Origin of the sequence: Flavobacterium sp. Root935 (genome assembly GCF_001429295.1) — a bacterium.
Lineage (GTDB): Bacteria > Bacteroidota > Bacteroidia > Flavobacteriales > Flavobacteriaceae > Flavobacterium.
In genome coordinates, this window is the sequence record NZ_LMJL01000012.1 from 1,122,867 (window position 1) to 1,146,320 (window position 23,454).

Consider the following 23,454-nt stretch of genomic DNA (forward strand, 5'->3'; position numbering starts at 1 on the left):
TATTAAAGAAATCTTTAATTCAATGTAAACTAAAAATCATCAAAAACGTTGAAAAATAATAACTGAATTAACGAAAACGATAAAAATAATTCAAATTTTAACCTATAACGGTTTCGTAAATGAGAATACAGCATAGAAATAGGAAAATATAGTTGTGATTTTTTACTTACAACTGAAGTAATTTAGCATCAGAGAATTAGAACTATTAATTTTAAAACTAAATACTATGAAAAAGATTGTTAGATTGAGTTTAGTAGCGGCATTGCTTTTCACAGGAATTAGCACATATGCAATTGATGGAACAGCGGAGTTTAGTCTTCACGTATTAAAAGCTAATGGAAAATTAATCACTTTCGGTCTTAATCAGACTCAGAAAGCTAATTTATCTATTTATGATAAAGATGGATCTCTTATATATTCTGAAAGCGCTTCAGGTAAAGATGGAATCTTGAGAACTTTCAGCTTAGAAGAATTCCCAGAAGGAACTTATTTCTTAGAAGTGGAAGACAATATGAAAAAATCAAAATACGAAATTAAAGTAACTGATAATGTTTCTGTGTTATCTCAAAATGCAGTTTCTTCAGTTTATAAACCAGGTTTCGAAAAAAATACAAGTGTGGCGACACGCTAAAAAAGTTTATACTCTCATAAAGTATAAAAGTGAGGTTAGATAGTTAGTAAAGTTTAAAAACTTTTAAAGTTTTAAAAACAGCTCTTTGTGGTTATAGAGCTGTTTTTTTTTGCTCTTTACTTTTAGCTTTTACCGCAGAGCTTCACAAAGTAAAGCACGAAGATTCGCAAAAGCTTAGTAAAAAAAACTTTGTGAATCTCTGTGAAAACTTTGCGAATCTCTGCGATAAAAACCAATTCTTTTTGTAAATAAATCCTTAATTCAACGTAAATAAAAAATCAAGCAAAACTTTGAATAAAAACAACCGAATTAACAAAAACGTTAAAAATAATTCAAGTTTTAACCTATAACGGTTTCGTAAATGAGAATATAGCATAGAAATTGGAAAATACAGTTGCGCTTTTTCATCTATTTCGTAAGTAATTTAGCATCAGAGAATTAGAACTATTAATTTAAAAACTAAGTACCATGAAAAAGATTGCAAAATTGAGTTTAGTAGCAGCGTTGCTATTCACAGGAATAAGCACTTACGCAATTGACGGAAATGGAGAATTTAATCTTCACGTATTAAAAGCTAATGGAAAACTGATCACTTTCGCACTTAACAAAGTACAGAAAGCCAATTTAGCTATTTATGACAAAGATGGGACACTTATTTATTCTGAAACAGCTTCAGGTAAAGAAGGAATCTTAAGAACTTTCAGCCTAGAAGAATTTCCAGAAGGGACTTATTTCTTAGAAGTTGAAGACAGCGTAAAAAAAGCAAAATATGAAATTACAATAACTGAAAATGCAGCTTTATCAAGAACTGCGATTTCTTCTGTTTACAAAGCAGGTTTTACTAAAAACACAAGCATTGCAACACGTTAATATTTTATACTTTTTACAGGTATAAAATAAGGTTAGAAAAAATTAGAATATTTTATTGTTGAAGAAGAAAAACAGCTCGCGGTTGGTTACGGAGCTGTTTTTTTTGCGTTAAAATATAAATGTAATTTTCACACTAATTTCTTTCTGAAAAAATATTCTTATTAATTCAAATGTTTGATTTTCAAGCATTAAAAAAAAAACATAAAAAAAGTAATCCGCGAGCCCAGTAATTACGTACATAGTTCAAACAAAACACAGATCTGATTACAATTCAGCAACTTAAGCATCGAAAAATGCTAAAATTTTGCTAAAAATTAAATTTGTATTTGTAGTTTTACGCGTTCCACATTTAGTAATTAACAATTAAAAAAAACATGACAAAATTTACCAAAGCCGGTTTAGTTGCTGCCTTTTTTTTAGCGACTGTGTTTACCTATGCCATTGATGGGAAAGGTGATTTTATTTTAAACATCAAAACAGGAAACGGAAAAGTAGTTAGCTTTACTTTGGACACTGTTGAGAATTCATCTTTCTCGATCTACGACGAGAATCACAATTTACTTTATGCAGGAGACGCTGCAGCAAATAAATTGGAAGTTTCAAAAACAATTAGTTTAGAAAGTTTTCCAGCAGGAACTTATGTTCTAGAAGTGAAAGCAAACGACAAAGTTGCGAAACACGAAATTAAAGTTGCTGCAAAAAAGGTAAAAGCAGTGAAACTAGACGAATCTGCTAATCATAGCCCAGGATTCCGCCGTTAATCACTCTTTTTGCCCAAAAAGTTAAAAAGCATCAGCCAAGGCTGATGCTTTTTTTATGAATAAATATTTAAGAAGATTATTTATTTTTTAATAGTTTCTCTAAATATTCGATTTTATCTTGTTCCGCTTTCAGCAAACGCTCGTAAAGCTTTTTATTCTCTTCGACAGTTTCCATTAATTTATCTAATGGATTGAAAGTGCAATTGTTTAGACCAAAATAATTATTAGGACTTTCATTGAAAGTATTGAAATAATTAATTGCTGCTTCGTCTGAAAAATTCTTAATCGCTTCAACCGATACACCAAGCGCTTTTGCCACCTCAACAAGTCTTTCTTCTTCTATCGTTTCGCTGTTTTCCATAGCCGAAATTGCTTGCTGGTTTGTTCCTAACGCCTGCGCCAAAGCTTCTTGTTTCATATCACGAAGTTCACGAATACGGCTTATTTTTCGCCCTATATGATTTGGTTTTGTTAGTGTGCTCATAATTCAAAGATAATAATAAAGTGTCAAAATTGGTAAAATGTAAAAAACAGATTTTACCCCGTGCGATACAGCAAAAAATGATTTCGTACAGCAAAATCTATTTCTTCCTTCGCCGAATCAAACAAAAGTACAATTTTTCTTATACAAAATTTATAAAAGTCAAATTGTAAACCAATTAAAAATATACGCCTTATGGAAACCAATGCAATTGAAACTTTACAAAAGCTACAAAAATTAACCGCTCAGTATTTTACAACGCTAAAACCAACGAATGAATCCAATTCTTATACCGCACAATTTAAAGTTGTCAATTATTTAGAACTCGGCTGTCTCATTACCGATTTACTGAAATTATGTATTCTGGCACTTGATAATGACATGCACAATTTTTCTAAAGCAGATAAAAGTGCGACTATTAATGTGAGTCTGATTTTGGAAACGGTTTTGCATTTGTTTCCTATGGATGAAATGGAGTTTTTGGGGTATGTTGGGGAGATTGTTGATTGATTTTTATTTGCAAAACGAGGTGAAAGTTCTAATGCTAAAAAATCTCGCAATCCCCATAGTTATCGGGAGCTAAGTCGCAAAGTTTTTACGCAATCTTGTCATTTCGACGGAGGAGAAATCTTCGCAAGTAACTCCACAAAGATTGGCGACATTCTGTACGTAGCTACTTGAGAGGATTTCTCCTACGTCAAAATGACAAATTGAAGAGGAAAAATTTTGGGTTTATGAGCTGGATATTCATGCTGCTTTAATTTCAACACTCTTTTTTTAATTTAGATCTCTTTATCTGATCAGCAATATCACTAATTCTTTTCGATTGTACTGAAAGTAAAATAACAAATATCAAAATACCACCCAGATAGAGTGAAATGCCATTAACACCATATTCTTTGTAAAATAATTCTCCTGGCGAAGAATAATTTGTAAAATAGAAAACAACTTCTCCCCAAATAAATACAAATAGAAAGTATGCTAAAAATTGTATTTTTTTTGATATTTTAATAAGCCTATTTATTTCGTCCATAGCAAATATTATAATTCTTTTGAAAAGATTTTTTTTCGATCAAATTATTCTCCTAAAAGTTCTCGAAACTTAAATTCAATTTGTTTTTTTAATGGATAAATTATCTCAGGGATTTTTTTATAAACCATATAGGCTTCTTGCAATATTTTTGCTTCGCTTTTTGGATAGCGCAGTTTTAAATCGTAGGTATCAAATATTTTAGATGAATTAGAAACATAGTTTAGTATTAATTCTTCCATTTCTGCAGAAAAATAAATAGCATTATGATTAAAATATCTTATAAATTTATTGTGTGCTTCTTTATATCTTAAACTAAATTCTTTTTCACTCTCTTCAAAAGTTTTTCCCTCCGGAGTATATTTAATAGGGGAAGTATAATCTTGTAGTAACGCTAAATTTTCATTTAGAAGTTGATGAGTTTTTGCTAAAACTTTAAGCCGAATTTCGTGTAATTTAGTAAATTTGAAACTCTCTTTTGATTTAATGTAGTTTAGCTCAGATTGGAATTGCGAAATTTCTTTTGAATGCTCTTTTTTAATTGCTTCAACTTCTTTTGCGTTTTCTTTTTTTACTTGTTCGAGCTTATTGTCAAATGCACTTTTAATACTTGCTTTAACTCTTTCAGTTAGATACAATGTAAATAATGCAGGTATTCCAATAAATCCAATTATTTGATAAAGATAATCTTGATAATTCATTTAGTAATTAATTTAATGTTTCATTCTCCTAAAAGTTCACGAAATTTATTTTTTATTTCAAATTGAATTGGCTCTATTAATTCTCGAACTTTTTCATATGCAGTTCCATCCGAAATGTAGACTTTAGTATTATAAAAAGTTCCTTCTCTACCTAGATACTCTTTTTGAAAATGCTGATTAGAAATCTCTAATGAAGAAGCCAAATATTTTTCTAACAATTCTTCTATTTCATCATTGAAATAAATTTTATTAAAACTATAATACTCATGAAATTTATTATGAGCGTCATGATAATCACTAGATTGTTTATGATTAATTTCTTCAGCCGTTTCATTATTAAGGCCACTTTTCAATGGAGCTACATAAAGTCTTAACTTAATCAAAACATCAGTTAAATATTTATAAGTTTCTGCCATCACTTCAAATCGCTTTTCATGAAGTTTAGTAAACTTAAAACTTTCTTTTGATTTCAAATAATTAAGTTCAGATTGGAATTGAGAAAGTTCTTTTGAATGTTCTTTTTTCAATTCTTCTAGTCGCTTGTTGAAAGAATTTTGCACACTAGCTTTCACCCTCTCATTCAGCCAAAGCGCAATCAATGTTGGAACCAAACCAGTAATAAATACTATTAAAATATCCATCTGTTTTTTGATTTAAATATAGTATTTTTCTTTAAATCATTAATAACTTAAATTTTCTCTTTATAAAACAAAAAAACCTCTCAAAAAAATCTTGAGAGGATTTTCCATATCATTAAAAATTAAAAAAAATTACATATTCCTTCTATACTGCCCACCAACCTCAAACAACGCCGAAGTAATCTGACCTAAAGAACAAACCTTTGTAGCTTCCATTAAATGATCGAATAAGTTTTCGTTTTTAATAGCGGCTTGCTGTAACGTATTTAAATGCTCGTTTACTTTTGCTTCGTGGAATTGATGTAAGTTATCCAGCATCGTAATCTGATATTGTTTTTCTTCTTCGGTTGCACGAATAACTTCTGCCGGAATTACTGTTGGCGAACCTTTTGAACTCAAGAAAGTATTTACACCCACAATTGGGAAATCTCCGTTGTGTTTTAAGGTTTCGTAATACAAACTTTCTTCCTGAATTTTAGAACGTTGGTACATCGTTTCCATAGCGCCTAAAACTCCTCCTCTTTCTGTAATTCTGTCGAATTCTTGTAAAACGGCAGCTTCTACTAAATCGGTTAATTCTTCGATGACGAACGAACCTTGAATCGGGTTTTCATTTTTCGCTAAACCTAATTCTTTATTGATAATCAGCTGAATTGCCATCGCACGACGTACAGATTCTTCTGTTGGCGTTGTAATCGCCTCATCATAAGCATTGGTATGCAATGAATTACAGTTGTCATAAATGGCGTATAAAGCCTGTAAAGTCGTTCTAATATCGTTGAAATCAATTTCCTGCGCGTGTAACGAACGTCCAGAAGTCTGAATATGATATTTCAGCATTTGGGCTCTTTCGTTGGCTCCGTATTTGTTTTTCATGGCTTTTGCCCAAATTTTACGCGCCACACGACCAATAACCGAATATTCTGGATCTACTCCATTGGAGAAGAAAAACGATAAATTTGGTCCAAAATCGTTGATATTCATGCCTCGGCTCAAATAATATTCCACGTAAGTGAAACCATTTGAAAGCGTGAAAGCCAATTGCGTAATTGGATTTGCTCCCGCCTCGGCAATATGATATCCTGAAATCGAAACCGAATAGAAATTACGAACGTTTTTGGTAATAAAATATTCCTGAACGTCTCCCATTAATCGCAAAGCAAATTCGGTTGAGAAAATACAGGTGTTTTGCGCCTGATCTTCTTTTAAAATATCGGCCTGAACTGTTCCGCGAACCTGCGATAAGGTTTTGGCTTTTATTTCATTATAAACATCCAAAGGTAAAACCTGATCTCCCGTAACGCCTAAAAGCATTAACCCTAAACCGTTGTTTCCTGCTGGCAGATCGCCTTGGTATTTTGGTCTTTCGATTCCCTTGTCCTTATATATTTTATTGATTTTGGCTTCAACTTCTTTTTCTAATTCGTTGGTCTTGATGTACAATTCGCATTGCTGATCGATTGCGGCATTCATAAAGAAACCTAACAGCATTGGCGCTGGTCCGTTGATGGTCATACTTACCGAAGTCAAAGCATGAACCAAATCGAAACCTGAATATAGTTTTTTGGCATCATCCAAACAGCAGATTGAAACTCCAGCATTTCCAATTTTCCCATAAATATCTGGACGTAAATCTGGATCATTTCCGTATAACGTAACGCTGTCAAAAGCAGTCGAAAGACGTTTTGCAGGCATTCCTGCACTTACATAATGAAAACGTTTATTGGTTCTTTCTGGTCCGCCCTCGCCCGCAAACATTCTCGACGGATCTTCGCCTTCACGTTTAAACGGATATAATCCCGAAGCAAACGGAAATTCACCAGGAACATTTTCCTGTAAATTCCAACGCAAAATATCGCCCCAACCTTCATATTTAGGCAAAGCAATTTTCGGAATTTGTAAATGTGATAAACTTTCAGAATGCGTCGCAATCTTAATTTCTTTATCACGGACTTTAAAACTATAAACTGGATTTTTGTATTTGGCTACTTTTTCATCCCAATTCAGGATAATTTCCCAATTGTACGGATCTAAATCCATTTTTACTTTATCAAACTGATTCAGTAAAAGATTCAAAAAGATTCTGTTTTCGTCATGTGGTTGGGCTGCGCTTGGCAAAACTGTAGAATCGTCGATTCCAGCTTTTGTAATTTGCGGCACTTTTACAGAAACCGATTCTATGGTTTTGAAAATTCCGTATAATTTCTGAGCTACTTTTTGCTGCGAAAGTGCGATTTCGTCATAACTTCTGTTATTCTCTGCAATTTCAGACAAATAACGTGTTCTTCCTGGCGGAATCACGAAGATTTTCTCGCTCATTTCTTTGGTGATTTCAAAAGTCGATTTCAAATCAGAATCGGTTTTCTCTACCACTTTATCCATAATCGCTTTGTAAAGCGTGTTCATTCCGGGATCGTTAAACTGAGAAGCGATTGTTCCGAAAACCGGCATTTCATCAGGATTTTTATCCCAAAGATTATGGTTTCTTTGATATTGTTTTTTTACATCGCGCAAAGCATCAAGTGCGCCGCGTTTATCAAATTTGTTTAAAGCTACTAAATCGGCAAAATCAAGCATGTCGATTTTTTCCAATTGTGTTGCGGCTCCAAACTCTGGTGTCATTACATATAAGGACACATCAGAATGATCCATAATTTCAGTATCAGACTGACCAATTCCTGAAGTTTCCAGAATAATCAAATCGTATTTTGCGGCTTTTAAAACCTGAATCGCCTCGGCTACATATTTAGACAAAGCCAAATTCGACTGACGTGTCGCCAGCGAACGCATATAAACACGTGGATTATTGATGGCATTCATACGAATTCTGTCTCCTAAAAGTGCTCCTCCTGTTTTTCTCTTCGAAGGATCGACAGAAATTAATCCGATTGTTTTTTCTGGAAAATCAATTAAAAAACGGCGAACCAGTTCATCAACCAAAGATGATTTTCCTGCTCCACCAGTTCCTGTGATTCCTAAAACTGGAATTTTAGAACTCGCATTGCTTTCGTGAATTTTATCAAAAACAGGTTTTGCAATTTCTGGGAAATTTTCTGCAGCAGAAATCAAACGTGCGATGGCTGTAGGAACTTTATTTTCGATGTGATCTACTTCTCCGTTCAATTGATCTCCGATAGGAAAATCAGAACGTTCAACCAAGTCATTAATCATTCCCTGCAAACCTAAAGAACGCCCGTCGTCTGGAGAATAAATTCTGGTAATACCATATTCATGCAATTCGGCAATTTCGCTTGGCAGAATTACACCGCCGCCGCCGCCAAATATCTTAATATGTCCCGCTCCTTTTTCATGAAGCAGATCATACATATATTTAAAGTATTCATTATGCCCGCCTTGGTAAGAAGTCATCGCAATAGCATTGGCATCTTCTTGAATAGCGGTATTTACCACTTCTTCAACGCTTCTGTCGTGGCCTAGGTGAATTACTTCAACTCCTGTTGACTGAATAATACGACGCATAATGTTTATGGCGGCATCATGTCCGTCGAAAAGTGAAGCAGCAGTGACAATTCTTACTTTATTTTTAGGAATATATGGTATTTGTTGTTCCATTTTATGAATATGATAATTTTATGAGGGCAATTTACAAAATATTTTAATATTCGATCCCTACTATAAGCTTATCTTAACAAAAATAAATCGATTTCGCAATCCAAAAGGGTAACATTTTACGTAACTAATTGATATAGTTAAAGAAAGCTTAAAGACATGGCAATTTCGCAACATTTAAACAAAATCAGGAAACATGTTACAAGACGTTCTAGAGTAATTTAGCATTGTAGAAAAGCCCCAAATTTTTACCAAACAACTTAACATAAAAAGTAATAACGTAAAAATTTAAAAAATGAAAACATATTATTCATTCGCCGTAATTTTAGGTTTGAGTTTCTTTATATCTTCTTTTAATAGAATTGAAAAAAACACTCTTTCAGATAAAAAAACATCAAACGCTTTGGTTGTTTACAACAATGATGATGTAAACGATAAAGTTTCCAATGACTTCTTTAAAAGATATTCTGATTTGAAAAAATACAAATCTGATGTAATGTCATTGTACAAAAACAGAACTCTAGGAACTATTTGGTTTGACGAAGATGATATTAACGAATTTGGAACTGTTTTGTATGAAAAAGCAAAAAAAACAAATGATTTAGTTATTCCTTACCAAAAAGAAATTGATCAACTTTTTGACCGATCATCTGAAACAAAGCTATCTAAAACAGATGCCGATATGCTTTTAAGTTCCTTATATGTAGTGTATGCTAAAAAAAGTAATGCAGATAAGAAAAAATTGTCTTACGACGCAATGTTGAAAGATTTCTTAAACTACAGTACTATCGAAGAAGCTACTGCTTCAACAACAACAGAAGACGTTAAAGTAGAATATGACCAATATTATAAATTACAAGACGTTCTAAAAAAATACAAAAGATTAGAACGATCAAATAAATGGAAACCAATTGTTCCAGAAGAAACACCTTATAAAGAGTTACGTCCAGATGCTGTTTCGAGCACTATCGCCCAAGTTAGAACCCGTTTGTATTTATTAGGAGATTTAAAAAGTGATTCTAAAAGCAACGTGTACGATCGTGAATTAATGGATGCTGTGATGAAATACAAAGTTCGTAACGGATTTAAACCTAACTATATTCTTGCAGAAGAGCATATTAATGAAATGAATATTCCACTGTCTGATAGAGTGGAGACTTTGAAATTAAACATGGAAAGATGCCGAGCAATTTCGGCTCAAATTGCAGCCAGCGATGAGTATGTTTTAGTAAATGTTCCTTCTTTTGAATTGGTTTATGTGAAAAACGGAAAAGTAGAATTGACTTCGAGTGTGTTTGTTGGAGCACCTTTGACAAAAACAACCATTTTTAATGGAGAAATTGACAGAATCGTTTTCAGCCCATATTGGACAGTTCCTCAAAGTATTGTACAAAACGAATTGAAATCTAAAATTGCTGCAGATCCTAATTATCTTGCAGAAAAAAATATGGAAATGGTAAATGGCCAGGTGAGACAAAAACCAGGACCAGATAACTCTTTAGGGTTAGTGAAATTTATGTTTCCAAACCAAGACGATATTTACATGCACGATACGCCATCTAAAACTTTATTCGATTTTGAAAAAAGAACTTTCAGCCATGGTTGTATAAATGTAAAAATGGCAAAAGAATTAGCAGTTGCAATGCTTAAAGATTATCCAGAATGGACACCTGCAAAAATTGATAAAGCTATGGCTGGAAAAACAGAAAATAGTTTTAAATTGACTAAAAAAGTGCCTATTTATATTACTTATTTTACTTCATTAGTAAATGAAAATGGTGAAATTGGTTTCTTTCAAGATGTTTACGAAAAAGATAAAGAGTTAACTGGCGAAAATGCTGTTGTAGCTCAATAATATATATTCTATTAAATTTTAGAGAGAAGTTATCATTTTTTGATAGTTTCTCTCTTTTTTAGTCTTTTTTGGAAACCAAAAAAAAACTTAAGTTATTACTATTAAAGCTTTTAGAGGCAATTTCTCTCTATAAACTTCACGAATTTTGCCTTGTAATTATACCACTAATTTATAATACTTAAAACTAATTATTATGAAAACAAATAATATCGAAGGTCTAACAATGTTTGAGATAAATGTATTAGTGCAGCAAGGCGGAAGATTTGTGATTTTTCCTAATACTATTTCAAAACTGATGAAAAAATTTAAAGGCTCAAATATTTATTTTGTTCGCCCAGAAGAAAAAACTTTTAAATATGCCTTAAAACATTTCTTTAAAAATTTAGCCTTAGGCTGGAGAGCTTTCCCGTGGGGGCCAGTTTATGTCATTAAATCTTTTTATTTTTTAATTAAAGGAGGAAAAGATTATACCCAAATCATTCTGGCAGAATTGAATAAAAATAATCCAGTTTACAATCCTGAGTTTACTATTTAACAAATACGCTCACTTTAATATTGTCTTAAAATGATACTTTAAAAGCATATAAGGGCTAAAAGTGGTTTTATTTAAAAAGAGATTTGCCGAAATTTTTTTTTAATTAAATCACAGTGAAAAAATACTTTTTTCTATTTACTGCAATATCAATGCTAATTTCTGGCTGCAATAATTCAAAAACACCTGAAAGTTTTATTGGAGCCCATACTATTCCTAGACCTAAAGCGCCTAAAGCTGTTGGCCCTCCGCGTATTTTATTTATGGGCAACAGCCAATTAGAATATTTTGTCAGCACTTCAACATTATTTCAAGAACTATGCAATGCCAATCAGCAGCATATTAATGTACAGCAGTTAGTGACAATGGGTGTTCCTCTTGACAAAGTTTACTACACCAATAAAACGGAAGCCAACCAAAATTTTTCTAATATAGACAAAGATGGAAATTACTACGATTATGTTGTGCTTCAAGAAGCAACACCAATTGCATTAAACGATCCTGAGAAGTATAAAAATAATTTAAAATTTATTGTTGAAAAAATACATACAAACAGTCCAGATGCTGCTATATATGTATACCAAGCAATGTCTCCAGTACCTTACACAGACTCCAACTATAACAATTACTATAACGAACTACGTAAAAATGCGATGGGAGCGGCAGCATTTTTAAAAAATGCAGGTTTATTGAGAATTGGTGACGCAGTTAAAGATGCTTACAATGGTAAAAGTGGTTACCAATACCTAAAAGACAATAAGGATCGTCTTCGCTTCGGAAGAGAAACACTGCATTTTTTAAATGATGGCGGATTTTTGCAGGCCGTTTTATTATACAGTTCTATTTTCGATGAAAAACCAATTATTCCTAAAAAACTTATTCTTAGTACAGGAACAAGTGATACTGATCATATGCGAAAACAAGAAGTCTATAAAGCCATCAGTAATCCAAAAGCTTTAGAAGAAATTGCTTTTAGTAATCGATGAAAAGCTTTTCATATGATGATATTTTCTCTAAAAAAGTTTGTCCTAAACTAGTATTTTAAAAACTTATTAGGGTGATAATTGTGATTGATTAAAAAGAGATTTGCTGCCATTTTAAATCTCATAATTAATTAAACTCACAATGAAAAAACACATTTTATTTTTGGGTGTTGCTGCGATTCTTTTTTCTGCTTGCAACAACAAATCAAATTCGGGGGAGAATTCAAGTTCAGAAATTACACATCCTAAAGCTCCAAAAGCCGAAGGTGCTCCACGAATATTATTTATAGGAAATAGCCACACAGAATATTTTGTAAGCGCTCCAATTTTATTTGATGAAATTTGTAAAGCCAATAATCAACCCATGAATATTGATCAATTAGTTACAATGGGAGTTTCTATTGACAAAATTTATGACGATCATAAAACTGAAGCTGAAGAGAATTTTGCTAAGAGAGATAAAGATGGTAATTATTACGATTATGTAATCATTCAGGAGTCAACACCTGTTGCGCTTGCAGAACCAGATAAATATGCAGCTAATGTTAAAATGATTGTAGATAAAATTCGCAAAAACAGTCCTGACGTTGCCATTTATATTTACGAAGGAATGTCTCCATTACCTTTTACAGAATCTGAATACAAAGAGTATTATGATGAAATGCGCAAAAATGCTATTTCAATTACAGAAGCTACAAAAAACGCAGGATTATTAAGAGTTGGTGACGCTGTTAATGATGCATACAATGGAAAAAATGATTATAAATATTTAGTTGCAAATAAAGATAATTTACGTTTTGGAGAAAACACACTTCATCTTTTAAACGATGGCGGATTTCTTCAGGCAGTTTTACTTTATTCTACCATTTTTGATAAAAAACCTGCAATCCCGAAAGAGCTTACTTTAAGTACTGGAACAGGAGATAATGACGATATGAAAAAACAAGAAGTGAGTAAAGCCATCAGTAATCCAAAAGCTTTAGAAGAAATTGCTTTTAGTAATCGTTAAAACTTAATACTAATAAAATCATCTTATAATTCATAAGGTGATTTTTTTTTAATTTATTCAATTTATAAAATGACTATCAAAGACCCAATTTTTGGAGAACTTGAATACAATTATATTTGGTGCAAATATACTCAGATTCAATTCTTAGATAAAGAAGTTGAAATTTCAATAACTATTAATGGAGAAGAATCTGGAGAATTTGACAAACAGCAATATGAGTCGTATAATTTTTTAATGGCCGAATGGAAAAATATACAATATAAAATTCTACCATCAATATTAAATTATTATCAAGAAAAAAGAAAAGAACTTGGTTATCATCTTGAGTTTAATGCTTTTTACCCAGCCATTGAAACCCTTGAAGAACTAATTGAAAACATAACTTTTGTTGGTATTAATATTCCTCATGCAGGAATTTTTGAATGTCGATCAATTGGACTTGCATTTGATTGTACATGGGATGAAGAAAATGGAATTGGTATACTTCTTTTAGATGAAAGAATTGAAAAATTAGGTTATCAGGATATTATTTGTTAAGTCAAATATCTCTATACGTCTTCGAATCCAAACCAAAAAAATCGATCTATAAAATAATAAAAAAACCTTAAAACTAGACTTTGTTATTTATCAAACAAATTGTTTACCCTCTCAGAATATTTTTATGGCTTTATTTTTGAATAAGTAGTATTTTTGAAACTTAATAATCCCCAACAAATGAAAAAGATTTTATTATTAGCCGTTACATTTTCTCTTACGTCTTGTGCGCAGGTACAACAGACCTTAAATCAATTACCTCAAATATCATCCCAGATTCCTGGAGTTGGTGGTGTAGACATTGCTTCGGGTTTAAAAGAAGCTTTAAACAAAGGAATTATCCTACAAGTAAGTAAATTAACTGCAGTAGATGGCTTTTATAAAAATGAAGCTGTAAAAATTTTAATGCCGCAAGAATTACAAAAAGTAGATGCTACTCTAAGAAAAGTAGGTTTAAGCTCTCTTGCAGATGAAGGAATAAAAATGCTGAACCGTGCTGCAGAAGATGCAGTGAAAGAAGCTACGCCAATATTTGTTTCGGCAGTAAAAAATATGTCTTTTACAGACGCTAAAAATATTTTACTAGGAAACGACAGCGCTGCTACAAGCTATTTGCAAGGAAGTACAACTTCTGCTTTATATGGAAAATTTAATCCTGTGATTAAAAGTTCTTTCGAAAAAGTAGGCGCTGATGTTGTTTGGACAAAAATCATAAACAAATACAACACGATTCCATTAGTTAAAAAAGTAAATCCAGATTTGACTGACTATACAACAACTCAAGCTTTATCTGGAGTTTTTAAAATGATTGCTGTAGAAGAAAAAGAAATCCGTAATAATATAAGTGCAAGAACAACTCCTTTATTAAAAAGTGTATTTGCAATGCAGGACGGAAAATAATTTTTTCTGAAGTTACAAAGATTCAAAGGCATAAAGATACAAAGCAGCCTTTGCAACTTTGGACCTTTGCAACTTGTCACTAACCAAAATTAAATACCAAAATGCAAAAAATAACAATACTCATTCATTGTGGAGATCAAAAGAATATTATCGCCTCTGTGACTACTTTTATTGCTAAAGTAGAAGGAAATATCACCTATATTGATCAGCATGTTGATGTAGAGCAAAATGTATTTTTTATGCGATTGGAATGTGAATTTACCAATCCGCAAATTACTATTGAAAGTTTAAAAGAAGATTTTGATAAAACTCTCGCTGTCAAATTTAATATGTCTTGGGATTTGTACAGCCAGGAGCAAAAACCTAAAATGGCTTTGTTTGTTTCTAAATATGATCATTGTTTATTTGATATTTTAGGTCGTTACAGTGCTGGAGAACTAAATGTCGAAATTCCGCTTATCATTAGTAATCATAATGATTTAAGGTCAATTGCCGAACGTTTTGATATTCCGTTTCATTATGTGCCTTTTACCAAAGAGAATAAAGAAGAAGGTGAAGCAAGACAAATTGAGCTATTAAAGAGATATGAAATCAATTTTATTGTTTTGGCCCGTTACATGCAAATTGTCACTCCAAAATTGATTTCGCTTTACGAAAATAAAATTATCAATATTCATCATTCGTTTTTACCTGCTTTTCCAGGAGCGAAACCGTATCATTCAGCATTTAAACGCGGTGTAAAAATTATTGGTGCAACAAGTCACTATGTTACAGAAGAACTAGACGAAGGTCCGATTATTGAACAAGATATTGCGAGAGTTTCTCACATTCATTCGGTAGAAGATTTTATCATGAAAGGACGCGATCTAGAAAGAATTGTTTTAGCAAGGGCAATTAAATTGCATGCAGAAAGAAAAACAATGGTTTACAGCAATAAAACAGTAGTTTTTTCTTAAGCATGAAATTCTGAGATTTAATAAAACAAAATAAAAACCCGACAGTTTATAACGCTGTCGGGTTTTATGTTTTTAATAACTCTTCATCTTTTAAAAACAACCTCAAAAAACCTCATTGTATGTATTTTGGCAGGTTGAAAAACAGCTTTTTACAAGCAGTTGTTAATTTTTACTTTAAATGTATTTTTCTGATTTCTAATATTTTATCATTATATTAAATCAAAACCAACTGAATTAATAAACAAATTTGATAGTTATTATATTTAAATAATTAAAAATTATTTTATGCTGCAGAAAGCTCAAAACAATGATTTTATAAATCTTAACTTATGCTCAACAAAGTAATAACAAAACCTTAACAGCATAAGATTGATATATGTCGGACATTTGTAATGTAATAAACTGGTTATTTATTATTTTGGTTTTGGTTAGTTAAATGATGCCGGCGTCTTCGAGATGCCGGCATTCTTTTTTTATAGATTTTCGTTACAGGTTATTTATAATTTGAGCATAATTTTTACCACAAAGAGCTCAAAGGTTTTTTCGCAAAGTTCGCAAAGCTATAATACAAACCTTTGTAAACTTTATGTTTTCTATAAACCTTGCATAAAAAGAATCTTTGCGTTCTTTGCGTTAAAATCACGATCCAACAAAAAACTGCAAAGCTAATTCTTCAACCTTTCGTGTAGTAATTTGAAATAAGCAAAAGCCTTAAATAATCGGCTTCCGTGCCAAGAGAACATTTCGCCGTCGACAAAAATAGTCTTGGCATGATGTGTAAATCTCCCAATTTCAAAAGCATCCTCTTCTTTAAAAGGATACGGTTCTGAAGAAAGGAAAACAATATCTGGATCTCCTTCTAAACGCATCTTCTTTAATTCAATTTCTGGATAACGTCCTTTATCTTCGTATATATTTGTAAAATGATTCAGTTTTAATAATTCATTTATATAAGTATCGTTTCCAGCAACCATATATGGATTTTTCCAAATGAAATAAGCTGCTTTTTTAGACGGGATGTCTTTTATGTAATTCTTAAAATCACTTAAAGCAAAAGTCAGTTTATCATTCCATTTTTGTGCTTCGGTTCTGCAATTGAACAATTGCCCGAAATCTGAAATCATCTGAAAGTTATCTTCAATAGAAACAATATTCGTAACCCAAACCGGACAAATTTCCTGTAACTGATTTACAATTTCTTCTGTGTTTTCTTCTTTATTGCAAATGATAATATCAGGCTGCAAAAGCTTTATTTTCTCGAAGTGAATTTTCTTTGTTCCTCCAACAATCTTTTTAGTCGACTTAAAATGAAACGGATGTACACAAAACTTCGTAATTCCGATAATTTTATCTTCTAAACCTAGATCGTATAATAATTCGGTTTGAGAAGGAACTAAAGAAATTATACGCTTGGGAGCTGATTCAAAAGAATGTAAAGTGCCCAGCTGGTCTTTAAGTTGTTTCATGTTTCAAGTTTTATTTGTTTGAAGTTAATTGGATCGTGGTTTTAACGCAAAGGTTTTACATTACTAGGTTTTGTATAAAAACACAAAGTTCGCAAAGCTTTGTAAATAAAGCGTTGCGACTTTGCGATAAAATTATGTTCAAAGTAATAAACTTGAAACCTTAAACCTGAAACTTTGTATTAATAATCCCTTCCATTTCCTGCTGTACTTTCAAAGCTTCTTCCCTAGCCTTTTCTGCAAAGTCAATTCCATTTGAAGCGTAGATAATCGCTCTTGCAGAATTTACCAAAAGACCAATTTTATCATTCATTCCGTATTTGCAAACTTCTGACAAACTTCCGCCTTGAGCGCCAATTCCAGGAACTAGTAAAAAGCTGTCTGGAACAATTTTTCTAATTTCTGTAAAATATTCTGCTTTTGTTGCGCCTACAACATACATTAAGTTTTCGCTGTTTTTCCACGTTTTAGAAGTTTCCAAAACTTGTTTGTACAATTCTTTTCCGTTTGTGGTTAAAGTCTGAAAATCGAAAGCACCTTCATTTGATGTTAAAGCTAACATTATAGTGTGCTTGTTTTCGAAAGCCAAAAAAGGTTCAACAGAATCTTTTCCCATATATGGCGCAACGGTTACACTATCAAAATTTAAATCTTCAAAAAAAGCTTTTGCATACATACTCGAAGTATTCCCGATATCTCCGCGTTTAGCATCGGCGATCGTAAATATTTCAGGATAATTTTCGTTGATGTAATTAATTGTTTTCTGCAAAGACATCCATCCTTTTATTCCGTATGCTTCAAAAAATGCTGTATTTGGCTTATAACCAACAGTTAAATCGTGTGTAGCATCGATTATTGCTTTATTAAATTCAAAAATAGGATCTTCTGTTTCTAATAAATGCTGCGGTAATTTTGCTAGGTCTGGATCTAAACCAACGCATAAAAATGATTTTTTCTGAAGAATTTGTTCGTGTAGTTGTTGTGTAGTCATATTGTATTTTGCTAGTGCGGCAAAATTACAAATAATATAATTGGTTTACCAAATTAGCTACGACATTGAATTCCTGTAACATCTCGCAAAAATTGTGTAAGAAAAAACAAGTTCTGGAAAAGTATCTTTGGAAGAAACCTTTTAATACATACAAGTATGAGCCCAAATATTGGAATATCACCTAAAAATTTAAAAAAAAGCGCCACTATATTAGCCACGATTTTATCAAACGAAATGACACTGTATGTAAAAACTAGAAAATTTCACTGGAACATTTCTGGAAACAGCTTCATGGAATTACATAAGTTGTTTGAAGATCAGTACCGAATCCTAGAAGCTAACATTGATGAAGTTGCAGAACGCATCAGCCAGCTTGGAGAAAAAACAATTGGTACTATGAAAGAGTTTATTGAAAATTCTACTTTAAAGGAATCACCAAAAGAATATGCCTCTCAAAAACATATGTTATCTGAACTTTTAGAAAACCACGAGCAGCTGGTAACAGAATTTAGAGATTATATTCCCGTTTTTGAAAATGAAACAAATGATGCTGGTTCTGCAGATTTTGTAACGGGACTTTTGCAAGAGCACGAAAAAATGGCTTGGATCTTGAGGAGGTATCAGGTTTAATTGTTAATTGTTAATTGTTAATTGTTAATTGTTAATTGTTAATTCTAATTTTTTAATTTTTTAATTTTTAATTTTAGTTGTAATTAAAATTTAAGTTATTCAAATTATTAATTGGGATGAAAATTATACAACAGTCTTAAAAATTAATGTAACGCAAACCTCTTTTAGAAGTTGCAACTTTACATTATTAATAATTTCAAACAAAAAGACACCATGAATACTACCGAGATAAAAGGAAACTGGAATGAGTTAAAAGGAAAATTAAAGCAAAAATATGCTGAATTAACAGATGACGATTTGATGTTTGCTGAAGGAAAAGAAGACGAAATGTACGGAAGACTTCAGCAAAAATTAGGAAAAACGAAAGAAGAATTCCACCAAATGCTGTCTGATTTGTAAATCCTTGCAACTCAATCAGGAAATACCGTCTAGTAAAAAATATTAGACGGTATTTTTTTGAAAATTTTATTTTAAAATGCATTCAACTTGTAATTCTAAGCTATTTTTACGCAAAAACACCAAATAAATTAAGTATCTTTAACCAAATTTCCATAAAATGAAACTATTTATAAAGTTTGACATTAACACGATTTGCTCTCTTTATTTAAAACAAAACCTGGAACAAAATAATATTAATTTTACAACTCTGGGATTTGGAGAAATTGAGATTGAAGATAATCTTGATGCCGAAGCACTAGAGAATTTAAAAAATAAATTAACTCCGTGCGGTTTTGAAGTAGTTGAAAATCAAAAAAGTGTATTAGTCCAAAAAATAAAAGACGCGATTATCGAGCTTGTTTTTATGGATGACAGTAATAATTATAAAAGTTCTGTGTTTTTAGCAGAGAAGCTAAATCATAGTTACGGCTATTTATCAAATGTTTTCTCAGAAGTGACATACTCTTCTATTGAAAACTTTATTATTTTACAAAAAATCGAAAGAGCAAAACAGTTGATAATTATCAACGAAATGAGTTTGACAGAAATAGCTTTTTTACTAAATTACTCCAGTGTTGCGCACTTGAGTACGCAGTTTAAAAACACAACTGGAATTACTCCATCTGCTTTTCAGAGAATTATTAAGAAACGAAGAGAAAATTTAAAATAAAAACCCAAATACCACGATCAAATGCAGAAAAACGCATTACACATTTTACTAGCTGATGATGATGAAGATGACCGTCTTTTTTTTAAAGATGCTTTTGAGGAAATCAAAATACAAACGAATGTAAGTTTCGTTCATGACGGAATGCAGCTGATGGATCATTTAATGAACACAGACAATAAACTTCCAGATATTTTGTTTCTAGATTTGAACATGCCGAAAAAAACAGGTAAAGAATGTTTAATTGAAATCAAAAAAACAGATCGTCTAAAAGATATAATCATTGCTATTTACTCAACATCTTCTTCTGAAGAAGATATCGAAGATACATTTATTCAAGGCGCAAATATTTACATTAAAAAACCGAGCGATTTCAATACGCTTAAAAAAATAATTAATGAAGTCGTGACCGTAAACTGGCATTATCATACTTCAGGTTTAAACCGTGATAATTTCTTGCTGCGACTAAAATAAGAGCATACTATAATGAAGTGGATACCAAATTTTAATTCTTCAAACTCTTTGAGAGTTATTTTTGTAATCGCAGTTTTCATCCTGTTATTTCTTTCTTCAATTGCTTACAAACATAATCAAGACTTGAACGAATCAAGTAAATTGGTTATGCACACTTACGAAATTAACATCCAGCTAGAGCGTTTAATGTCGGCTATTAAAGATGCAGAAACGGGCCAGCGAGGGTATATCATCACTCGCAATGCCCGTTTTTTAACGCCTTACATTTATTCGCGCGATAAAGTGAATACTTCTTTTATCACTTTAAAAAAACTAACTGCCGATAATCCGCAGCAACAGCGCAATCTTCAAAAACTTTTTAAACTCATTACCCAGCGATTTGTTTCTTTTGAAAACTGTTTAAAATACAGCGATCCTAAAACATATGATAAAAGAAAATTAGATAATCATATGTTTGGCGGAAGAATCTTGATGGAAAACATTCGTTTTAAAGTAGATGAAATGAATGATATCGAAAAGACTTTTCTAAAAAAAAGACTTAAAATTTACGATTCAGAAATTTCATTAAGTCCTCTTTTTTCGATTTCCTTATTTTTAGCTGCATTGAGTTTCATTTTACTTGCTTACCGACAAATCAGCCGAGATTTTCAACGCCTAAAGATTTTCAACAAAAGACTTCTTATCTCAAATGGACTGATTGCAGAATCTGAAAGCATTGGTAATTTCAGCACTTGGCAATGGGATTTAGATGCCGATAAAATTGATTATTCAGACAATCAATATCGTTTGTTAGGATTCGAACCAAAATCTTTTGTACCAAATAAAGCAACACTTTTAAAATTTGTTCATCCAGACGACAAAGAAACATTTGCTAAATATATGGATGGAGTTGTTGACAAAAAACAGCTTCCGTTTGTGTATTACAAAATTGTTCGATCAGATTATGAGGTTCGCTACTTCAAGACAACTGGTAAAATTGTAACTGACCAGCAAGGAAGTAAAATCTTACTTGGAATTAATTTCGATATTACTGATGAACATTTATTAAACATCGAACTTCAGGAACGAAATAAAGAATTAGAAAAAAGTAATAAAGAATTGGCTTCTTTTAATCATGTGGCAAGTCACGACTTACAGGAACCGCTTCGAAAAATCCAAACTTTTATTTCTAGAGTTTCTGATGCTGATAAGGATATAATGTCTGAAAGTGCTAAAAATTATATTTATAAAATCGAAAGCTCAGCAAAAAGAATGCGAGTTTTAATTGACGATCTTCTTTTATTTTCGAGAACGAATACAACCAAAAAGGAGTTTATTAAAATGAATTTGAATGAACTGCTGGATAATGCCGAATCTGAACTGGCTGAAATTATTGAAGAAAAGAAAGCAGTTATTCAAAGTAATAAACTTCCTAAGCTGGCTGTAATTCCTTATCAAATTGAACAATTGTTTATTAATTTAATTGGAAACTCATTAAAGTACAGCCGACCAAATGTTGAACCTGTAATTTCTATTTCAAGCGAAAAAGTAAGCTCATCTGATTATCCTGAAATACTGGAACAATCTGTAAAGAAATTTCATAAAATATCTTTTACAGACAACGGAATGGGATTTGATCCGCAGTTTAAAGAAACGATTTTTATTCTTTTTCAGCGTCTGCATTCTAAAACAGATTATCCTGGAACCGGAATCGGATTAGCCATCTGTAAAAAAATTGTAGAGAACCATAAAGGACACATTATTGCCGACAGCACTATAGGCGAAGGATCTGTTTTTACTGTTTTTCTTCCAGACTAAAAATGTAAAATTTTCAGTTTTCCTATACAATTATATAGGGCAATTAATAGCTGCAAAAACCTAATCTCAAAAACTGGCTGCGCAATTATACAATTGTAAGAAAAAAAATCAACGGTTTTAATTAAAATAAAAAAAGAAATTATAGAAAATTCTGTGATTTCTTTTTTTTTNTAATTCTACTATGGGAATTATATAAAGTTTCTTTTTTATGCTGTAAAGTAAAATGTTTCATTCGTTAGCATCTTTGTAATGTAATACTTTAAGAAGTGATAATGAAAGCAAAATCCCCCTTAAAAGCTTCAATTTTTAAAGTGTTTTTCTTACTGGTACTATTATTATGCATCACGTCTTGCAGAAAAATAAATCCCATAGAAAACACTTTTAAGAACCAAGCTTTAGCAATAACAGAAAGAGAAGAAACAGAAGCTTATTTCTTTATTTCAACGGCGAATGCTAGTAAGTCAATTATTTCTAAAAGTCAAATTGCACAACAAAAAAGTTCAGACACCATAGTTCAGGAATTGAGTAAGAGAATAGAAATTCATGAAAATCAAATCCTGGGCGAAATAACAAAAATGGCAACATTAAAGCTCATTGTTATTACTGAAATTAATGCCACACACAAAAGAGACCTGTACAACCTCATAGATGCAAATGGCAGTGAATTTAACGATGTTTATTTAAGCGCAATGAAAGATGCTTTAAGCGGCCAGATTAAGTTATTTGAAACTATATCTAGAGAAACAAAAGATAAAGAAATTCTAGAATTAGTATCAAGGTATTTACCTGAACAATATAAACTCTTAAGGGAAACCGAAAGAATAACAATACAAAACGTATAAGAGCCTATTTATCTATCAATTAACTAAATTTTTTAACTATGAAAATGCAAACAAATTTTTTATGCGCCTTAACACTTTTTTTATCAGCTTCATTTGGAATGCTGCACGCTCAAGACAATAATGTAAATACCGAGTTCGGTGTAAAAGGAGGATTCAACATGTCTAACCTATATGGCAGTGGAGACGATGTAGATGACAATAATATTTTATACGGTTTTAATGCCGGGGTTTATGCTACACTTCCTATTTCAGATTTTGTAGCGATTCAGCCAGAGCTTTTGTTTACTACAAAAGGTGCTGAATTTGAATACAACAATGCTTTTGCAAGCGGGAATACAAAATTCAAATTAAATTATATTGAACTTCCGCTTTTAGTTAGAGTAAATATTACAAAAAACTTTAATGTACATGCGGGTGGTTATGCTTCTTACTTAGTAAGTTCTAAAGTAACAGGAGACGGATCTTTTGATTTTGACCAAGAAATTGACAGAGATGATTTAAACAAATTTGATGCAGGTATTGCTGCAGGTGTTGGAGTTGATTTTGATCCTATCAGCATTGGAGTTCGTTACAATTATGGTTTAACAACTGTAGGTAAAGAAAGAACTGTTGCAGGAACAACTTACACAATTCCAGATGCAAAAAACAGCAATTTGACATTATACCTTTCGTATAAGTTAAATTAAAAAGAGAACTAATTA

At 31.7% G+C, this 23,454-nt stretch carries 25 protein-coding genes; 18 read left to right on the top strand and 7 right to left on the bottom strand.

Going from position 1 to position 23,454, the window contains the following annotated elements; all coding sequences use genetic code 11:
• The first annotated feature begins 226 nt into the window (after positions 1 to 226).
• The 3 genes from ASE40_RS19535 to ASE40_RS19545 all read left to right on the top strand — a co-directional run bounded on the left by ASE40_RS19535 (position 227) and on the right by ASE40_RS19545 (position 2,262).
• Positions 227 to 631: a T9SS type A sorting domain-containing protein gene (locus ASE40_RS19535; protein WP_057118941.1), complete on the top strand. Its 405-nt coding sequence runs from the start codon at positions 227 to 229 to the stop codon at positions 629 to 631.
• A 468-nt stretch (positions 632 to 1,099) separates the two neighbouring features.
• Positions 1,100 to 1,501 carry a secretion protein gene (locus tag ASE40_RS19540; protein WP_057118947.1) on the top strand — a complete coding sequence of 134 codons (402 nt, stop codon included), beginning with the start codon at positions 1,100 to 1,102 and terminating at the stop codon, positions 1,499 to 1,501.
• A 374-nt stretch (positions 1,502 to 1,875) separates the two neighbouring features.
• A complete protein-coding gene (locus ASE40_RS19545) occupies positions 1,876 to 2,262 on the top strand; it encodes a hypothetical protein (protein ID WP_057118948.1) in 387 nt (128 codons plus the stop codon).
• 76 nt (positions 2,263 to 2,338) lie between these two features.
• On the opposite strand, the gene ASE40_RS19550 is transcribed toward ASE40_RS19545, so the two are convergent.
• Positions 2,339 to 2,746 (bottom strand): helix-turn-helix domain-containing protein, encoded by a 408-nt coding sequence (locus tag ASE40_RS19550; RefSeq protein WP_057118949.1) that lies wholly within the window; start codon positions 2,744 to 2,746, stop codon positions 2,339 to 2,341.
• A gap of 192 nt (positions 2,747 to 2,938) precedes the next feature.
• On the opposite strand from ASE40_RS19550, the gene ASE40_RS19555 reads away from it, so the two are divergent.
• Positions 2,939 to 3,253 (top strand): hypothetical protein, encoded by a 315-nt coding sequence (locus ASE40_RS19555; RefSeq protein WP_057118951.1) that lies wholly within the window; start codon positions 2,939 to 2,941, stop codon positions 3,251 to 3,253.
• Between the two features lie 253 nt (positions 3,254 to 3,506).
• On the opposite strand, the gene ASE40_RS19560 is transcribed toward ASE40_RS19555, so the two are convergent.
• The 4 genes from ASE40_RS19560 to ASE40_RS19575 form a co-directional block, all read right to left on the bottom strand.
• Positions 3,507 to 3,776, bottom strand: a complete 270-nt coding sequence (locus tag ASE40_RS19560; RefSeq protein WP_057118952.1) for a hypothetical protein — start codon at positions 3,774 to 3,776, stop codon at positions 3,507 to 3,509.
• Positions 3,777 to 3,820: 44 nt separating this feature from the next.
• Positions 3,821 to 4,474, bottom strand: coding sequence for a hypothetical protein (locus ASE40_RS19565; RefSeq protein WP_057118953.1), 654 nt, complete (start codon positions 4,472 to 4,474; stop codon positions 3,821 to 3,823).
• A gap of 20 nt (positions 4,475 to 4,494) precedes the next feature.
• Positions 4,495 to 5,115, bottom strand: coding sequence for a hypothetical protein (locus tag ASE40_RS19570; RefSeq protein WP_057118957.1), 621 nt, complete (start codon positions 5,113 to 5,115; stop codon positions 4,495 to 4,497).
• Between the two features lie 129 nt (positions 5,116 to 5,244).
• Entirely contained in the window at positions 5,245 to 8,685 is a 3,441-nt protein-coding gene (locus ASE40_RS19575; protein ID WP_057118960.1) for a methylmalonyl-CoA mutase family protein, read from the bottom strand.
• A 292-nt stretch (positions 8,686 to 8,977) separates the two neighbouring features.
• Between ASE40_RS19575 and ASE40_RS19580 the strand changes: the two genes are divergently transcribed.
• The 7 genes from ASE40_RS19580 (at position 8,978) to purU (ending at position 15,451) form a co-directional block, all read left to right on the top strand.
• Complete coding sequence (locus ASE40_RS19580) at positions 8,978 to 10,537, top strand: murein L,D-transpeptidase (protein ID WP_057118962.1); 1,560 nt, start codon at positions 8,978 to 8,980, stop codon at positions 10,535 to 10,537.
• 193 nt (positions 10,538 to 10,730) lie between these two features.
• Positions 10,731 to 11,072, top strand: a complete 342-nt coding sequence (locus ASE40_RS19585; protein ID WP_057118966.1) for a hypothetical protein — start codon at positions 10,731 to 10,733, stop codon at positions 11,070 to 11,072.
• Positions 11,073 to 11,185: 113 nt separating this feature from the next.
• Entirely contained in the window at positions 11,186 to 12,055 is an 870-nt protein-coding gene (locus tag ASE40_RS19590; protein ID WP_128415001.1) for a hypothetical protein, read from the top strand.
• A gap of 139 nt (positions 12,056 to 12,194) precedes the next feature.
• The gene (locus ASE40_RS19595) at positions 12,195 to 13,061 is read left to right on the top strand and encodes a hypothetical protein (RefSeq protein ID WP_057118968.1); all 867 of its coding nucleotides are present in this window, start codon (positions 12,195 to 12,197) and stop codon (positions 13,059 to 13,061) included.
• A gap of 69 nt (positions 13,062 to 13,130) precedes the next feature.
• On the top strand, positions 13,131 to 13,598 hold the full coding sequence (locus ASE40_RS19600) for a DUF6985 domain-containing protein (protein ID WP_057118969.1): 468 nt from the start codon (positions 13,131 to 13,133) through the stop codon (positions 13,596 to 13,598).
• Between the two features lie 177 nt (positions 13,599 to 13,775).
• Positions 13,776 to 14,495: a DUF4197 domain-containing protein gene (locus ASE40_RS19605; RefSeq protein WP_057118970.1), complete on the top strand. Its 720-nt coding sequence runs from the start codon at positions 13,776 to 13,778 to the stop codon at positions 14,493 to 14,495.
• A gap of 101 nt (positions 14,496 to 14,596) precedes the next feature.
• Positions 14,597 to 15,451 carry a formyltetrahydrofolate deformylase gene (gene purU, locus ASE40_RS19610; RefSeq protein WP_057118972.1) on the top strand — a complete coding sequence of 285 codons (855 nt, stop codon included), beginning with the start codon at positions 14,597 to 14,599 and terminating at the stop codon, positions 15,449 to 15,451.
• A 665-nt stretch (positions 15,452 to 16,116) separates the two neighbouring features.
• On the opposite strand, the gene ASE40_RS19615 is transcribed toward purU, so the two are convergent.
• Together ASE40_RS19615 and pyrF are read right to left on the bottom strand one after the other, a co-directional pair.
• Positions 16,117 to 16,917 (bottom strand): ABC transporter substrate-binding protein, encoded by an 801-nt coding sequence (locus ASE40_RS19615; RefSeq protein ID WP_057118974.1) that lies wholly within the window; start codon positions 16,915 to 16,917, stop codon positions 16,117 to 16,119.
• Between the two features lie 160 nt (positions 16,918 to 17,077).
• Entirely contained in the window at positions 17,078 to 17,905 is an 828-nt protein-coding gene (gene pyrF / locus ASE40_RS19620; protein ID WP_057118976.1) for an orotidine-5'-phosphate decarboxylase, read from the bottom strand.
• A gap of 156 nt (positions 17,906 to 18,061) precedes the next feature.
• Here pyrF and ASE40_RS19625 point away from each other — a divergent pair, with 156 nt between their 5' ends.
• From ASE40_RS19625 to ASE40_RS19655, 7 genes are all read left to right on the top strand, one after another.
• A complete protein-coding gene (locus tag ASE40_RS19625) occupies positions 18,062 to 18,535 on the top strand; it encodes a Dps family protein (protein ID WP_057118978.1) in 474 nt (157 codons plus the stop codon).
• 213 nt (positions 18,536 to 18,748) lie between these two features.
• On the top strand, positions 18,749 to 18,934 hold the full coding sequence (locus tag ASE40_RS19630; protein ID WP_057118980.1) for a CsbD family protein: 186 nt from the start codon (positions 18,749 to 18,751) through the stop codon (positions 18,932 to 18,934).
• A 157-nt stretch (positions 18,935 to 19,091) separates the two neighbouring features.
• Positions 19,092 to 19,643 (top strand): helix-turn-helix domain-containing protein, encoded by a 552-nt coding sequence (locus ASE40_RS19635; RefSeq protein ID WP_057118982.1) that lies wholly within the window; start codon positions 19,092 to 19,094, stop codon positions 19,641 to 19,643.
• A 21-nt stretch (positions 19,644 to 19,664) separates the two neighbouring features.
• On the top strand, positions 19,665 to 20,114 hold the full coding sequence (locus tag ASE40_RS19640) for a response regulator (RefSeq protein WP_057118985.1): 450 nt from the start codon (positions 19,665 to 19,667) through the stop codon (positions 20,112 to 20,114).
• Between the two features lie 12 nt (positions 20,115 to 20,126).
• On the top strand, positions 20,127 to 21,911 hold the full coding sequence (locus tag ASE40_RS19645) for a CHASE3 domain-containing protein (RefSeq protein ID WP_057118988.1): 1,785 nt from the start codon (positions 20,127 to 20,129) through the stop codon (positions 21,909 to 21,911).
• Between the two features lie 272 nt (positions 21,912 to 22,183).
• Entirely contained in the window at positions 22,184 to 22,753 is a 570-nt protein-coding gene (locus ASE40_RS19650) for a DUF4142 domain-containing protein (RefSeq protein WP_057118990.1), read from the top strand.
• A 38-nt stretch (positions 22,754 to 22,791) separates the two neighbouring features.
• Positions 22,792 to 23,439, top strand: a complete 648-nt coding sequence (locus ASE40_RS19655; RefSeq protein WP_057118993.1) for a porin family protein — start codon at positions 22,792 to 22,794, stop codon at positions 23,437 to 23,439.
• Positions 23,440 to 23,454 lie beyond the last annotated feature (15 nt).